Below are 13,753 nucleotides of genomic sequence, written 5' to 3'. Positions count from 1 at the left end.
GTACGGGCGCCCGCCGCCCCGGAAATCTCTAGTTGGGCCGGCGCCACACAGGCCGGCCGGAGGGAAAGCGATGGGTAGGACACTCGCGGAGAAGGTCTGGGACGACCACGTCGTCCGGCGCGCGGAGGGCGAGCCCGACCTTCTCTTCATCGATCTGCACCTGCTGCACGAGGTGACCAGCCCCCAGGCCTTCGACGGCCTCCGTCAGGCGGGGCGCCCCGTGCGCCGGCTCGACCTCACCATCGCCACCGAGGACCACAACACCCCCACCCTCGACATCGACAAGCCCATCGCGGACCCGGTCTCCCGGGCCCAGCTGGAGACGCTGCGCAAGAACTGCGCCGACTTCGGCGTGCGCCTGCACTCGCTGGGCGACGTCGAGCAGGGTGTCGTCCACGTCGTCGGCCCGCAGCTGGGCCTGACCCAGCCCGGCACCACGGTCGTGTGCGGCGACTCCCACACCTCCACGCACGGCGCGTTCGGCGCGCTGGCCTTCGGCATCGGCACCTCCCAGGTCGAGCACGTGCTGGCCACCCAGACGCTGCCGCTGGCCCGCCCGAAGACCATGGCCATCACGGTCGACGGCGAACTGCCCGAGGACGTCACGGCCAAGGACCTGATCCTGGCGATCATCACCAAGATCGGAACGGGCGGCGGCCAGGGCTACATCCTGGAATACCGCGGCTCCGCCATCGAGAAACTCTCGATGGAGGCCCGCATGACCATCTGCAACATGTCGATCGAGGCCGGCGCCCGCGCGGGCATGATCGCCCCGGACGAGACCACCTTCGCGTACATCGAGGGCCGCGCCCACGCCCCCCAGGGCGAGGACTGGGACGCCGCCGTCGCGTACTGGAAGACCCTGAAGTCGGACGACGACGCGGAATTCGACGCGGAGGTCGTCATCGACGCCGCCTCCCTCGCGCCGTTCGTCACCTGGGGCACCAACCCCGGCCAGGGAGCACCGCTTTCGGCCGCCGTCCCCGATCCTGCTTCGTACGAAGACGCTTCGGAGCGGTACGCCGCCGAAAAGGCCCTGGAGTACATGGGGTTGACCGCCGGACAGCCGCTGCGGGACATCAGGGTCGACACCGTCTTCGTAGGTTCGTGCACCAACGGCCGTATCGAGGACCTGCGGGCCGCCGCGGAGATCGTCGGAGGCCGCAAAGTCGCCGACGGCGTACGCATGCTGGTCGTCCCCGGCTCCGCGCGCGTCGGACTGCAGGCCGTCTCCGAGGGCCTCGACCTGGTCTTCAAGGAGGCCGGCGCCGAATGGCGGCACGCGGGCTGCTCGATGTGTCTGGGCATGAACCCCGACCAGCTGGCCCCCGGTGAGCGCTCCGCGTCCACCTCCAACCGCAACTTCGAGGGCAGGCAGGGCAAGGGCGGCCGTACGCACCTGGTGTCGCCGCAGGTCGCCGCCGCCACGGCCGTACTGGGCCATCTGGCGTCCCCCGCCGACCTGTCCGAAGCCGATGCCCGTACGCCCGCTGGAGTCCGATAGCCATGGAAGCATTCACCAAGCACACCGGCCGGGCGGTCCCGCTGCGCCGCAGCAACGTGGACACCGACCAGATCATCCCCGCCCACTGGCTCAAGAAGGTGACCAGGGACGGCTTCGAGGACGGGCTCTTCGAGGCTTGGCGCAAGGACGCGTCCTTCATCCTCAACCAGCCCGAGCGCGCGGGCGCCACGGTCCTGGTCGCGGGCCCCGACTTCGGCACCGGATCCTCGCGCGAACACGCCGTCTGGGCGCTGCAGAACTACGGCTTCAAGACGGTCATCTCCTCGCGCTTCGCGGACATCTTCCGCGGCAACTCTCTGAAGAACGGCCTGCTCACAGTGGTTCTGGAGCAGAAGATCGTGGACGCGCTCTGGGAGCTCACCGAGAAGGACCCGCAGGCCGAGATCACGGTCGACCTGGAGGCCCGTGAGGTGCGCGCCGAGGGCATCACGGCCGCCTTCGAACTCGACGAGAACGCCCGCTGGCGGCTGCTGAACGGGCTGGACGACATCTCCATCACCCTGCAGAACGAGGCGGACATCTCCACGTACGAGGCCAAGCGGCCCTCCTACAAGCCGCGGACCGTTCAGGTCTGACCGGAGCCGGACCCGCACGGCTGATTCCAGCCAGGCAACAAGCCTCTGTACCCCCAATCGTGGACGGTTGGGGGTACATCCGTGTCTGCCTCCGGAAGGGGTGTTCCGGCCTTTGTGATTGGCCTCAACTACCCTTGTTTGCGGGGCCTTTGATGGGGTAGCCGAAACCCGGCAGAGCCTTGTGGGCAGGTGCGCCGGAGGCCTTCGGGAGGCGGTAGTTACCCCCTGCGCAGGCGACAACTCGCCCCAGATGGCACAATCTGTGCATGGAACACGACGGCCAACTCGACCTCTATGCGGCAGTCGCGTCCCAACTCAAGGAAGCGCACACATCGGTGCGCGCACTGCAAGTCCCGGAGGGCGTACGGATGGCGCTGACCCGGAAGCTGCTGGTCATTACGGCCGTGGCCAAACACGATCTCGCCGATGCGACAAGGCGTCTGGAGCGGTTCACGACGGACCTCGACGAGGGCCGAATCCCCGAAGAGGAACGCTGAGGAACTTGGGCGGCGCCCCAGTTCGTTGCGGCACAAGGGTGATTAGCCCGTTTCGTGTTTGATTTGCGGTATATATCTGCCTAACGTGCGAAAAAGCTTGAACACTTTCGTTCTGGCAATGTCTCCGAAGGGGAAGACGTGAACAAGGCGCAGCTCGTAGAAGCGATTGCCGACAAGGTCGGCGGGCGTCAGCAGGCCGCTGACGCGGTCGACGCCGTACTGGACGCCGTGGTGCGTGCAGTTGTCGGCGGGGACCGGGTCTCGGTCACCGGCTTCGGTTCCTTCGAGAAGGTGGACCGTCCGGCCCGTTACGCCCGCAACCCGCAGACCGGAGAGCGGGTTCGGGTCAAGAAGACCTCCGTGCCCCGTTTCCGCGCGGGCCAGGGCTTCAAGGACCTGGTGAGCGGCTCGAAGAAGCTCCCCAAGAACGACGTGGCGGTCAAGAAGGCCCCCAAGGGCAGCCTGAGCGGTGGCGCCTCCGCCACGGTCAAGAAGGCCGCGGCCAAGAAGGCCACCACCGCCAGGAAGGCGACGGGGGCCGCGAAGAAGACCACGGCCGCTGCGACGACCCGGAAGGCGACCGCGGCGAAGAAGACCTCGTCCGCAGCTGCGAAGAAGACCACCGCCACGGCCAAGAAGGCGACCGCCAAGAAGACGTCGGCGACCGCGAAGAAGACCTCGGCGGCGGCCAAGAAGACCACCGCGAAGAAGGCGGCGGCGAAGAAGGCCCCCGCGAAGAAGGCCGCGGCCAAGAAGGCGCCGGCCAAGAAGTCGGCGGCCCGTACGACCACCACCGCCAAGAAGGCCACCGCCCGCAGGTAGACAGGGGCGCAGGGCATACACGCGCCGGGCCGGGCTCCCATGGGGGAGCCCGGCCCGCGGCGTTTGCGGATGCTTTGGGTTGCCTCAGAAGGTCTGCAGGGTCACCAGGGTGATGTGGTGGTTGTCCTCGCCTTCGACCTCGATCCGTACGCGCTGGCCCGGACGGAGCAGTCTGAGGCCGCCCTTGTCGAAGGCCGGGGCGTCGAAGGGGACGGGGGTGCCGTCGTCCAGGAGTACCTGGCCGGTGCGGGTTTCTGGGTCGTATGTGTACGCGGTCGCCTGCATGGCAGCAGGGTATGCGGTTCCCCTTGCCGGGGGGTGGGGCATCTGTGGTTGGGGTCGGTGGGTACGTGCCGGCCCGGTGGGGGCTTGTCGCGCCGTTCCCCGCGCCCCTTTGGGGTGTCCGGCGTGGTGGGTACGTGCGGGTTCGGTGGGGGCTTGTCGCGCAGTTCCTCGCGCCCCTGAAGGGCGCCCCTTGGGGGCGGCCGTCGGGGGTCAGGCTGCTTTGAGGTGTTGGGCTGCCGCTGTCGTGCGGGGGCCCGTGCCCAGGGTCAATGCCGCTTGCAGGTCCGCGCCCGTGTCCACGTCCTGGCGTACGGAATCCACCGCGGTCAGCAGGAGTTCCTCGGCGCCCGAGGCGCGATGGCGCGCGCGGGAATCCGTTCCGAAAGCGGGAAGCAATTCATGGCCCGGGGACGCGGCCAGGAGAGTGGTGCCGATTCCTGCTGCGTCCGCGAGGAAAGCACGGGGGAATTCAGCGGCGGCGGTGAGGACCCGGGCCAATTCGAGAGGGCGCAGAGCGGGCAGATCCGCGTTCAGCGCGGCCAGCGCGGTGTGCGGGTTCGCGGTGCGCACGACCGCCTCCGCGTGCCGCAGGGCGGTGTTCAGGCCGCCCCCGGGTTCGTCCGGGACGATCCGGGCACCCAGGGCCGCCAATTCGCGTCCGGCAAGCGCGTCGCCCGTGACTACGGCCACACCCGCGACTTCCGGGCAGGCCAGCGCCGCGGCCACCGTGTCCTGTGCGAAGGCGAGGGCGAGCCCGGGGCGCAGACCGTCGGCCGCGGTGTCCGAGAGCCTGCTCTTCGCCCGCGCAAGGGCTTTGAGGGGTACGACCATGATCCATTGCACGAGCGTTTCGTCCCTCCCTTGTCCGGCCCATTGTCCCCCGCGCACCGGAGAGGGGCCGAGGCCGGGGCGTACGGTGTTCTCGACAGACCGGCGGCCCGGGGTGACACTTGTGCGGCCCCCAAGGCCCAAGAGGAAGGTGTTCGCGTGTCCCGCCGCAGAATCGGCTTCTGGTACCGCTTCTCAGCGGTCCTCGTCAAACCGCCGCTGGTGGTTCTGATCAAGCGGGACTGGCGCGGAATGGAGAACATTCCTGCCGATGGCGGATTCATCACCGTGGTGAACCATAATTCTCACGCCGATCCGTTCGCGTACGGGCACTTTCAGTACAACACCGGCCGGGTTCCGCGTTTCCTCGCCAAGAGCGGGCTTTTCAAGAGCGGATTCGTCGGCGCGGCCATGCGCGGCACCGGACAGATCCCGGTGTACCGCGAGAGTTCCGACGCGCTCAGCGCCTACCGGGCCGCGATCGACGCCGTGGAGCGCGGGGACTGCGTCGCCTTCTATCCCGAGGCCACCCTCACCCGTGACCCCGACCTGTGGCCGATGACCGGCAAGACGGGTGCCGCGCGGGTCGCGCTGGAGACCAGGTGCCCGGTGATCCCGGTGGCCCAGTGGGGCGCCAACCACCTCCTGGCCCCGTACGCGAAGAAGCCCGACCTCTTCCCGCGCAAGACGCACCACGTACTCGCGGGCCCGCCCGTGGACCTCTCGCGGTTCTACGGCAAGGAGATGACCCCCGACCTCCTCAAGGAGGCGACCGAGGTCATCATGGCCGCGATCACCGCGCAGCTGGAGCTGATCCGCGGCGAGAAGGCGCCGGCCACGCGGTACGACCCGCGCCTGGTGCGGATCGAGCAGCGGCGCAGGACACGGGAACAGGACGAGCAGGAAGCGCACGACGACCACGACGAGCTGACCGCGCGCCGGGGACCGGCCGCGCAGGAGAAGACCGCGCGGGAAGCAGGCGTGCGGGACACGACCGAGGCAGAGCACGAAAAGAGGCACGGCAAGTGACGACATCCGGCAGGCCCGTCAAGGCGACCGTCTTCGGGACCGGATCGTGGGGCACCGCCTTCGGCATGGTGCTCGCCGACGCCGGCTGCGACGTGACGCTGTGGGGACGGCGGGCCGAGATCGCCGAAGCGGTCAACTCCACCCGCACGAACCCCGACTACCTGCCGGGCATCGAACTCCCGGAGAACCTGCGGGCCACCACCGACGCCGCCGAGGCCGCCCGCGGAGCCGACTTCACGGTGCTCGCCGTGCCCTCGCAGACCCTGCGCGAGAACCTGGCCGAATGGGCGCCGCTGCTCGCGCCCGGCACGGTCCTCGTCTCCCTCATGAAGGGCGTCGAACTGGGCTCCGCGATGCGGATGAGCGAGGTGATCGAGGACGTCGCGAAGGTCGGCGCCGACCGGATCGCCGTCGTCACGGGGCCCAACCTGGCCCGGGAGATCGCCGCCCGGATGCCGGCCGCCGCCGTGGTCGCGTGCAGCGACGAAGGGGTGGCCCAGCGGCTCCAGGCCGTCTGCCACACGCCGTACTTCCGGCCCTACACCAACACCGACGTGGTGGGCTGCGAGCTCGGCGGCGCGGTCAAGAACGTCATCGGCCTCGCCGTCGGCATCGCGGACGGCATGGGCCTGGGCGACAACGCCAAGGGGTCCCTCATCACACGGGGGTTGGCGGAGACGACCCGGCTCGGGCTGAGGATGGGCGCCGACCCGCTGACGTTCGCCGGACTCGCGGGCCTGGGCGACCTCGTGGCGACCTGTTCCTCACCGCTCTCGCGCAACCACACCTTCGGTACGAACCTCGGCAAGGGCATGACCCTCCAGGAGACCATCGCGGTCACCAAGCAGACCGCCGAGGGCGTCAAGTCCTGTGAGTCCGTACTGGACTTGGCGCGCCGGCACGGAGTCGACATGCCCATCACGGAGACCGTCGTCGAGATCGTCCACGAGGGCAAGCCGCCGGTGGTCGCCGTCAAGGAACTGATGTCACGCACCGCCAAGCCGGAACGGCACTGAGCGACCCCGCCACCGGCCGCTGACTCGGAGCCGTACCACCGGGTACTCTCAACCCGATATGAGCACCGAGAACCTTCCCCAGAACCCTGAGCAGCCGCCTCGCAAGCCGCGCGTGGCCGTCGTCTTCGGCGGGCGCAGCTCCGAACACGGGATCTCCATGGTCACCGCCGGAGCCGTCCTGCGGGCCGTCGACCGGACCAAGTACGACGTCCTGCCGATCGGGATCACCCGGGAAGGCCGCTGGGTGCTCACGGCCGACGACCCGGAACGGATGACGATCACCGAGCGTCGTACGCCCGACGTCGAGTCGCTCGCCGAGTCGAGCGAGGGCGGCGTGATCCTGCCCCTCGACCCCGCCGACCGCGAAGTGGTCTACAGCGAGCCGGGTTCGGTGCCTAAGGCGCTCGGCGAGGTCGACGTCGTCTTCCCGATGCTGCACGGTCCGTACGGCGAGGACGGCACCCTGCAGGGTCTGCTGGAGCTCTCCGGTGTCCCGTACGTCGGCTCGGGCGTGCTCGCCTCGGCCGTCGGCCAGGACAAGGAGTACATGAAGCGGGTGTTCACCTCCTTCGGGCTGCCCGTCGGTCCGTACGTGGTGATCCGGCCCCGTGAGTGGGAGCAGGACGAGTCGGCGGCCCGCAAGAAGATCATCGACTTCGCGGGGGAGCACGGCTGGCCGCTCTTCGTGAAGCCCGCGCGCGCGGGGTCGTCGATCGGCATCACCAAGGTCGAGGACCTGTCCGGCCTCGACGAGGCGATCGCGGCGGCCCAGCACCACGACCCGAAGATCCTCGTCGAGGCGCTGCTGCGCGGCCGTGAGATCGAGTGCGGGGTCCTGGAGTTCGAGGACGGGCCCCGGGCGTCCGTACCGGCCGAGATCCCGCCGGTGCAGTCGCACGCGTACTACGACTTCGAGGCGAAGTACATCGACTCGACGCCCGGTATCGTGCCGGCGCCGCTGACTCCCGAGCAGACCGCGGAGATCCGGCGTCTGGCCGTCGAGGCCTTCGAGGCCGCGTCCTGCGAGGGCCTGGTCCGCGCGGACTTCTTCCTCACGGAGGACGGCGAGTTCGTGATCAACGAGATCAACACGATGCCCGGCTTCACGCCGATCTCCATGTACCCCAAGATGTGGGAAGCGTCAGGAGTCCCGTACCCGGAACTGGTGGACCGCCTCATCCAGGCGGCCCTGCGCAGGTCGACGGGCTTGCGGTAGGGGGTTGTGCCGTAGGGGGGCGCCGACTCCGGCTTTCGGGCGGGCGGGCACGGCTTTCGGCTTTGAGCGCGTGGGCACCGGCTTCGCTTCTTCGGGCGGCGCCGGGCCGGGCCTTCGCCTTCATGGGCGCCGGGCCCATGCCTTCAGGGGCGCGGGGAACTGCGCAACGCCAACCACGACGCACCCGCGCCCGGCAACGCACCCGCCAACGCTCAGGCCTAAGCCATCAATCCGCGATCCCCAAAGGAATCGCCTTCTTGATGGCCCCGGCCAGATCGACAAGAACAGCGGACGTGTCCCGCCCCGAAGGCACCGTCACCTCGACGTACACCCGCCGCTGAGCGGAGGTGAAGCGGGTCACCCCACCGTCCCGCTCCTCCATCAGCCACCCCACCCCGTTCACGCCACCCCCGATCGCGTCGGGATCGCTCCCGTCGGCCACCTTGGGGTCGACCATCTTCGCGGGCCGCGACACCCCGCAGCGCAGTATGATCGCCGGGCTTCCCCAGCCCGCGGTCAGCGCTGACCGGGGCTCGGGATCCTCCCGATCGAGGCCGTCCACCTTCCGTGGCAACGACTTGTCCAGGTTCCGGCACAACTCGGCGGCCTTCGCCCCCGGACTGGGAACCGGGGCCGGGGCGTTGTCGTCTGCTGAGGAGCAGCCTGTGGCAGCGATCAGCAGAACGAGGGCGGGCAGCCCGACCAAAGAAGCACGCCGGTGACGGAAGAAGTCCACCGGCCCAGCGTAGACGGGGGCTACAGGTGCACGACCGGGCAGGTCAGGGTGCGGGTGATGCCGTCCACTTGCTGGACTCGCGCGACCACCATGCGACCGAGCTCGTCCACCGTGTCGGCCTGGGCCCGCACGATCACGTCGTACGGCCCGGTCACGTCCTCGGCCTGGATCACCCCCGAAATCTTGCTGATCGTCTCGGCGACGGTCGACGCTTTGCCGACCTCCGTCTGGATCAGGATGTACGCCTGTACCACGGAACCTCCAGGGCGGCCACGAGGATCATGTGGGGAAAAGGAACGCCACGGTATCGCGTCGCCGCACGCCACGGGGAGACCCGCGGGGGCGGGGGCTTGCGCGCCAGGGTGCACGGACGGCACAGGTTGACGGTTGACTCGACGGTACCGAGGTACGGGACGGCCCGCGACCGGACGGACGTGCGACGCGACCGGGCCGGCGTGGGAACAGAAGCGCAGCTGAGCGGCAACAGAAGCAGACAAGGCAACCCGGTTCATGGGCACGAAGGGAACAGGTGAGACTCGGTGAAGGGAACCGTGGGCGAGTTGGGGGAGTTCGGGCTCATCAAGGAGCTCACCTCCCGGCTCACCACCACCCCGGCGGTACGCGTCGGGCCGGGTGACGACGCGGCCGTGGTGGCCGCCCCCGACCGCAGGGTCGTGGCGAGCACCGACATCCTCCTGGAGGGGCGACACTTCCGGCGCGACTGGTCCACGGCGTACGACGTCGGGCGCAAGGCCGCCGCGCAGAACCTCGCGGACATCGCCGCCATGGGCGCGGTGCCGACCGCACTGCTCCTAGGCCTGGTCGTCCCGGCCGAACTGCCCGCCACCTGGCCCTCCGAGCTGATGGACGGCCTGCGCGACGAGTGCCAGGTCGCGGGCGCGGCCGTGGTCGGCGGCGACGTCGTACGCGGCGACACGATCACCGTGGCGATCACCGCGCTCGGCGATCTGCGCAACCACGAGCCGGTGACCCGCGCCGGCGCCCGGCCCGGCGACGTGGTGGCCGTGACGGGCTGGCTGGGCTGGTCCGCGGCCGGGCACGCCGTGCTCTCCCGCGGCTTCCGCTCGCCGCGCGCCTTCGTCGAGGCCCACCGGCGCCCGGAACCCCCGTACCACGCCGGCCCCGCGGCGGCCGGGCTCGGCGCGACCTCCATGACGGACGTCAGCGACGGGCTGATCGCCGACCTCGGGCACATCGCCGAGGCCAGCAAGGTACGCATCGACATCCGCTCCGGAGCCGTCGACATCCCCACGCAGATGAACGACATCGGGCAGGCCGTCGGCGTCGACCCGATCCAGTGGGTGCTGACCGGCGGTGAGGACCACGCGATCGTCGCCACCTTCCCGCCGGACGTGAAACTGCCCGCCCGCTGGAAGGTCATCGGCGAGGTCCTCAACCCGTCGGCGCTGCCCCAGGTCACGGTCGACGGGGCGCCCTGGACCAGCAAGGGCGGCTGGGACCACTTCGGGGACATCGAGTCATGAGCGCGCCACCGGATGTTCCCCAGGGCACCCCGCCGCGCGTACTGACGGTCGCGGGTTCCGACTCCGGTGGCGGGGCCGGGATCCAGGCCGACCTGAAGACCATGCTCGCGCTCGGCGTGCACGGCATGAGCGTGCTCACCGCCGTCACCGCGCAGAACTCCCTCGGCGTGCAGGGCGCCTGGGAGCTGCCGGTGGAGGCGGTGCGCGCCCAGTACCGCAGCGTGGTCGACGACATCGGCGTCCAGGCGGTCAAGACCGGCATGCTCTCATCCGCCGAACTCGTGGAGGCCGTCGCCGAGTTGATCGGCGGCACCGACGCACCGGCCGTGGTCGACCCGGTCGGCGTCTCCAAGCACGGCGACCCCCTGCTGGCCTCGTCCGCCCTGGACTCCGTACGGACGAAGCTGCTCCCGGTGGCCACGGTGGCGACGCCGAACCTCGACGAGGTGGCCCAGCTCACGGGCGTGACGGTCGAGTCGGAGGACGGGATGCGGCGGGCCGCGGAGGCCGTGCTGTCCTACGGGCCCGGCTGGGCGCTGATCAAGGGCGGTCACCTGAGCGGGGACGCGGTGGACTTCCTCACCGACGGCTCCGACGAGCTGTGGCTGCGCGCGCCCCGGTTCGACAACCGGCACACCCACGGCACGGGGTGCACGCTCGCCAGCGCGATCGCCTCGGAGCTGGCGAAGGGGCTGTCGGTGCCGGACGCGGTCGTGGCGGCGAAGGAGTACGTCACCGGGGCGATCGCGGCCGGATTCGCGCTCGGGGCCGGGATAGGCCCGGTCGATCACCGCTGGCGGTTCACCTCGGTGACCGAGCGCGGCTGAGAGCAGCTGAGGGCGACCGGGCAGCCGGGCCGCCCGCCGCATCGCGGAGCGGCCAGGGAACAGCAGAAAGCCGGTCCTCCGTGAGGGGGACCGGCTTCGAGCGGTGGACCAGCAGTGGCTGCGCGCTGTTGCAGAGCGATCAGCGCGAGACCTTGCCGGCCTTGATGCACGAGGTGCAAGCGTTGACGCGCTTCGGCGTCCCGCTGACCACGGTACGGACGCGCTGGATGTTCGGGTTCCAGCGACGGGACGTACGGCGGTGCGAGTGCGAGATGCTGTTGCCGAAGCTCGGCCCCTTGCCACAGACGTCGCAGTTGGCAGCCACGGGTCACTCCAAAGACTTCAGATGCTCTTACGGTGGATCCCGGCATGCCGGGATCAGGATCGTAGGATCTGAGTGGCGCTGCCAGGGGGAAGGCCCGATGAGATCGGGCAACCGGAGCAGCATACAACGACTGCGTCCGTACAACGAAACTACCATGTCCGGCGCGGGGTCCCTCCCGGCCCTCGTCCGGCCCTCTTCCGGCGGGCACCCCACCTGGGTCTACGCTGCGTCGGACGTTCGGCCGCTCGCTCCGGCCGCTCAGACCGGCTGCTCAAGGAGGCGCAGGTGCCGCAGGTGCCGCAGACGTTGGACGCATCCGCGGTACGCGCCTGGTGCGGACTCGCGCTGGAGGCCCTCGGCCGTGCGCGCGAGGAGATCGACGCGATCAATGTCTATCCCGTCGCCGACGGGGACACCGGCACCAACCTCTATCTGACCGTCGAGTCGGCCGCCGCGGCGGTCGAGGCGGTCTTCGCGGCGCACGCGGCGATGTCCGTGGTCGGCACCACACCCGAGGGGCCGGAATCCGGCGGGCCGGTGTCCGAGGGGGCTGCGTCCGAGAGGTCTGCGCCTGGCCGGTCGGTCTCCTACGGGCCTGTGATCGAGCCGCCCACGCTCGCGGACGCGGTACGGGCCATGGCGCACGGCGCGCTCATCGGGGCCCGGGGCAACTCGGGGACGATCCTCGCGCAGCTCCTGCGGGGCATGGCGCAGGTGCTCGCCGCCGACACGGGCACGGCCCGGACCGACGGTCCGGGCCTGCGGCTCGCCCTGCGGCACGCGGCCGACGCGGCCCGGCAGGCCGTCGCGCATCCGGTCGAGGGCACGGTCCTCACGGTCGCCTCGGCCGCCGCCGACGCGGCCTCGGGTGCCGAGGGGGACTGCGCGCTGGTCGCGCGGGCCGCGTACGAGGGCGCGCGGGCGGCGCTCGCGGCGACCCCCGGGCAGCTGGCCGTCCTGGAACGGGCCGGAGTGGTCGACGCGGGCGGACGGGGACTGGTGGCCGTGCTGGGGGCGCTGGTGGAGACGTTCACCGGAGCGGCCCCCGCCGTGGGAGCGGTCCCGGTACTCGCGCCCCACGCGCGCGTGCAGGCCGAGACGGGGGAGTGCGCCGACGGCGGTACCGGCGCAGGCCCCGCACCCGCCCGGGACGACGAGAGCGGCCCGGCCTTCGAGGTGATCTACCTCCTGGAGGCGGACGACACGGCCGTGGCGCGGCTGCGGGACCGGCTCGACGCGCTCGGGGACTCGCTCGTCGTGGTCGGCGGAGACGGGCTGTGGAACGTACACGTGCACGTCGACGACGCCGGCGCGGCCGTGGAGGCGGGCGTCGAGGCCGGCCGGCCGCACCGGATCCGGATCACGCACTTCGGTCCCGCCGACGCGCACACCACGGGCTCGACGGTCCGGCCGGTCCGGGAGAGGGCACAGCGCGCGGTCGTGGCGGTCGTCCCCGGGGAGGGCCTCGCACGGCTCTACGCCGAGGCGGGGGCCACCACCGTCCTCGCGCGCCCCGGGGAGCCGCCGGCCAGCGGAGAACTCGTGGACGCGGTACGGCGGGCCCACGCCCTGGAGGTCGTCCTGCTGCCGAACGACGCCGAGCTGCGCCACACGGCCGCCGCGGCGGCCGAACAGGCCCGCACCGAGGGCGTACGGGTCGCGCTGATCCCCACGCGCTCGGCGGTGCAGGGGATCGCCGCGCTCGCCGTGCACGAGCCCGAGCGGCGCTTCGACGAGGACGTGGTCGCGATGACCTCGGCGGCGGGCGCGACCCGGTACGCCGAGGTGGAGGTCGCGGAACGCCAGTCCTGGACCATGGCCGGCATCTGCCAGGCCGGCGACGTCCTCGGCCTCATCGACGGCGACGTGGCCGTGATCGGCTCCGACATCACGGCCACCGCAGAGTCGGTCCTCAACCGCATGCTCTCGGCGGGCGGCGAGATGGTCACCCTGGTCCTGGGCGACGAGGCGCCCCCGACGATCGCCGACCACCTGGAAGCAAGGGTCCGCGAGTCCTACCTGGCGGTGGACACGGTGGTATACCGGGGCGGCCACCAGGGAGCCCTCCTACTGATCGGCGTGGAGTAGCCGCCGCCTGAGCCCCGTAAGGGGCGCGGGGAACGGCGCGAGCGCCGCGACGCTCCCGCACCGACCCGAACCCCGGACTCCGTCGGGTGCGGGCCCGGTGGGGGCTGGCCGCGCAGTTCCCCGCGCCCCTTACAGGGCGCAAGCCGGTCACTGCCCTCGCCTTTCATGGGCGCGGGGAACGGTGCGCCTAGCCACGAGGCTGCCGGAGCACCCGAATCCCGGACTCCTGTCGGGTGCGGGCCCGGTGGGGGCTGGTCGCGCAGTTCCCCGCGTCCCTTACAGGGCGCAAGCCGGTCGCTGCCCTCGCTTTTCCGGGATGCGGGGAACGGTGTGAGCGCGGCGACGAACGGGCGGGTCCCGTAAGGGGCGCGGGGAACGGCGCGGCCGGCCACGACGCTCCCGCACCCACCCCACAACCCCTCCGGGGCGAAGCCCCGTCTCAGGGGCGCGGGGAACTGCGCGACCAGCCACAGCGGACC

At 70.9% G+C, this 13,753-nt stretch carries 15 protein-coding genes; 10 read left to right on the top strand and 5 right to left on the bottom strand.

Features of this window, described 5'->3' with window-relative positions; translation table 11 throughout:
* Window positions 1–70 precede the first annotated feature (70 nt).
* From leuC to C6Y14_RS40455, 4 genes are all read left to right on the top strand, one after another.
* Complete coding sequence (gene leuC / locus C6Y14_RS40470; RefSeq protein ID WP_107021935.1) at window positions 71–1,504, top strand: 3-isopropylmalate dehydratase large subunit; 1,434 nt, start codon at window positions 71–73, stop codon at window positions 1,502–1,504.
* Window positions 1,505–1,506: 2 nt separating this feature from the next.
* Window positions 1,507–2,100, top strand: a complete 594-nt coding sequence (gene leuD, locus C6Y14_RS40465) for a 3-isopropylmalate dehydratase small subunit (RefSeq protein ID WP_107021934.1) — start codon at window positions 1,507–1,509, stop codon at window positions 2,098–2,100.
* Window positions 2,101–2,366: 266 nt separating this feature from the next.
* Window positions 2,367–2,597 carry an SCO5555 family protein gene (locus C6Y14_RS40460; RefSeq protein ID WP_107021933.1) on the top strand — a complete coding sequence of 77 codons (231 nt, stop codon included), beginning with the start codon at window positions 2,367–2,369 and terminating at the stop codon, window positions 2,595–2,597.
* Window positions 2,598–2,735: 138 nt separating this feature from the next.
* Window positions 2,736–3,419: an HU family DNA-binding protein gene (locus C6Y14_RS40455; RefSeq protein ID WP_107021932.1), complete on the top strand. Its 684-nt coding sequence runs from the start codon at window positions 2,736–2,738 to the stop codon at window positions 3,417–3,419.
* Window positions 3,420–3,503: 84 nt separating this feature from the next.
* Here C6Y14_RS40455 and C6Y14_RS40450 read toward each other — a convergent pair whose 3' ends face one another.
* Both C6Y14_RS40450 and cofC read right to left on the bottom strand, forming a co-directional pair.
* Complete coding sequence (locus tag C6Y14_RS40450; protein WP_107021931.1) at window positions 3,504–3,704, bottom strand: hypothetical protein; 201 nt, start codon at window positions 3,702–3,704, stop codon at window positions 3,504–3,506.
* Between the two features lie 210 nt (window positions 3,705–3,914).
* On the bottom strand, window positions 3,915–4,547 hold the full coding sequence (gene cofC, locus C6Y14_RS40445; RefSeq protein WP_107021930.1) for a 2-phospho-L-lactate guanylyltransferase: 633 nt from the start codon (window positions 4,545–4,547) through the stop codon (window positions 3,915–3,917).
* Between the two features lie 144 nt (window positions 4,548–4,691).
* Between cofC and C6Y14_RS40440 the strand changes: the two genes are divergently transcribed.
* Genes C6Y14_RS40440 through C6Y14_RS40430 form a run of 3 tightly spaced genes read left to right on the top strand, consistent with a single transcriptional unit; the run spans window position 4,692 to window position 7,793 of the window.
* Window positions 4,692–5,561: a lysophospholipid acyltransferase family protein gene (locus C6Y14_RS40440; protein WP_107021929.1), complete on the top strand. Its 870-nt coding sequence runs from the start codon at window positions 4,692–4,694 to the stop codon at window positions 5,559–5,561.
* Window positions 5,558–6,577, top strand: a complete 1,020-nt coding sequence (locus C6Y14_RS40435; RefSeq protein ID WP_107021928.1) for an NAD(P)H-dependent glycerol-3-phosphate dehydrogenase — start codon at window positions 5,558–5,560, stop codon at window positions 6,575–6,577. The genes C6Y14_RS40440 and C6Y14_RS40435 overlap by 4 nt, the downstream gene beginning before the upstream one ends.
* Before the next feature lie 58 nt (window positions 6,578–6,635).
* A complete protein-coding gene (locus C6Y14_RS40430) occupies window positions 6,636–7,793 on the top strand; it encodes a D-alanine--D-alanine ligase family protein (RefSeq protein WP_107021927.1) in 1,158 nt (385 codons plus the stop codon).
* A 226-nt stretch (window positions 7,794–8,019) separates the two neighbouring features.
* Here the strand turns inward: C6Y14_RS40430 and C6Y14_RS40425 are convergent, their stop codons facing one another.
* A complete protein-coding gene (locus C6Y14_RS40425; RefSeq protein ID WP_107021926.1) occupies window positions 8,020–8,529 on the bottom strand; it encodes a DUF3515 domain-containing protein in 510 nt (169 codons plus the stop codon).
* A 20-nt stretch (window positions 8,530–8,549) separates the two neighbouring features.
* Entirely contained in the window at window positions 8,550–8,783 is a 234-nt protein-coding gene (locus C6Y14_RS40420) for an Lrp/AsnC ligand binding domain-containing protein (RefSeq protein WP_107021925.1), read from the bottom strand.
* Window positions 8,784–9,068: 285 nt separating this feature from the next.
* Between C6Y14_RS40420 and C6Y14_RS40415 the strand changes: the two genes are divergently transcribed.
* Together C6Y14_RS40415 and thiD are read left to right on the top strand one after the other, a co-directional pair.
* Window positions 9,069–10,034 carry a thiamine-phosphate kinase gene (locus tag C6Y14_RS40415; RefSeq protein WP_107021924.1) on the top strand — a complete coding sequence of 322 codons (966 nt, stop codon included), beginning with the start codon at window positions 9,069–9,071 and terminating at the stop codon, window positions 10,032–10,034.
* Window positions 10,031–10,861, top strand: a complete 831-nt coding sequence (gene thiD / locus C6Y14_RS40410; RefSeq protein WP_107021923.1) for a bifunctional hydroxymethylpyrimidine kinase/phosphomethylpyrimidine kinase — start codon at window positions 10,031–10,033, stop codon at window positions 10,859–10,861. Before C6Y14_RS40415 ends, thiD begins: the two co-directional genes overlap by 4 nt.
* A 139-nt stretch (window positions 10,862–11,000) precedes the next feature.
* Here thiD and rpmB read toward each other — a convergent pair whose 3' ends face one another.
* A complete protein-coding gene (rpmB, locus tag C6Y14_RS40405; protein WP_107021922.1) occupies window positions 11,001–11,186 on the bottom strand; it encodes a 50S ribosomal protein L28 in 186 nt (61 codons plus the stop codon).
* A gap of 285 nt (window positions 11,187–11,471) precedes the next feature.
* Between rpmB and C6Y14_RS40400 the strand changes: the two genes are divergently transcribed.
* Entirely contained in the window at window positions 11,472–13,274 is a 1,803-nt protein-coding gene (locus tag C6Y14_RS40400; protein WP_199855039.1) for a DAK2 domain-containing protein, read from the top strand.
* The last annotated feature ends 479 nt before the right edge of the window (window positions 13,275–13,753 follow it).

It is taken from the genome of Streptomyces dioscori, from assembly GCF_003024195.1.
GTDB lineage: Bacteria > Actinomycetota > Actinomycetes > Streptomycetales > Streptomycetaceae > Streptomyces > Streptomyces dioscori.
The sequence above is the reverse complement of the archived record's forward strand: the minus strand, read 5'-3'. Positions and strand labels throughout refer to the sequence as shown.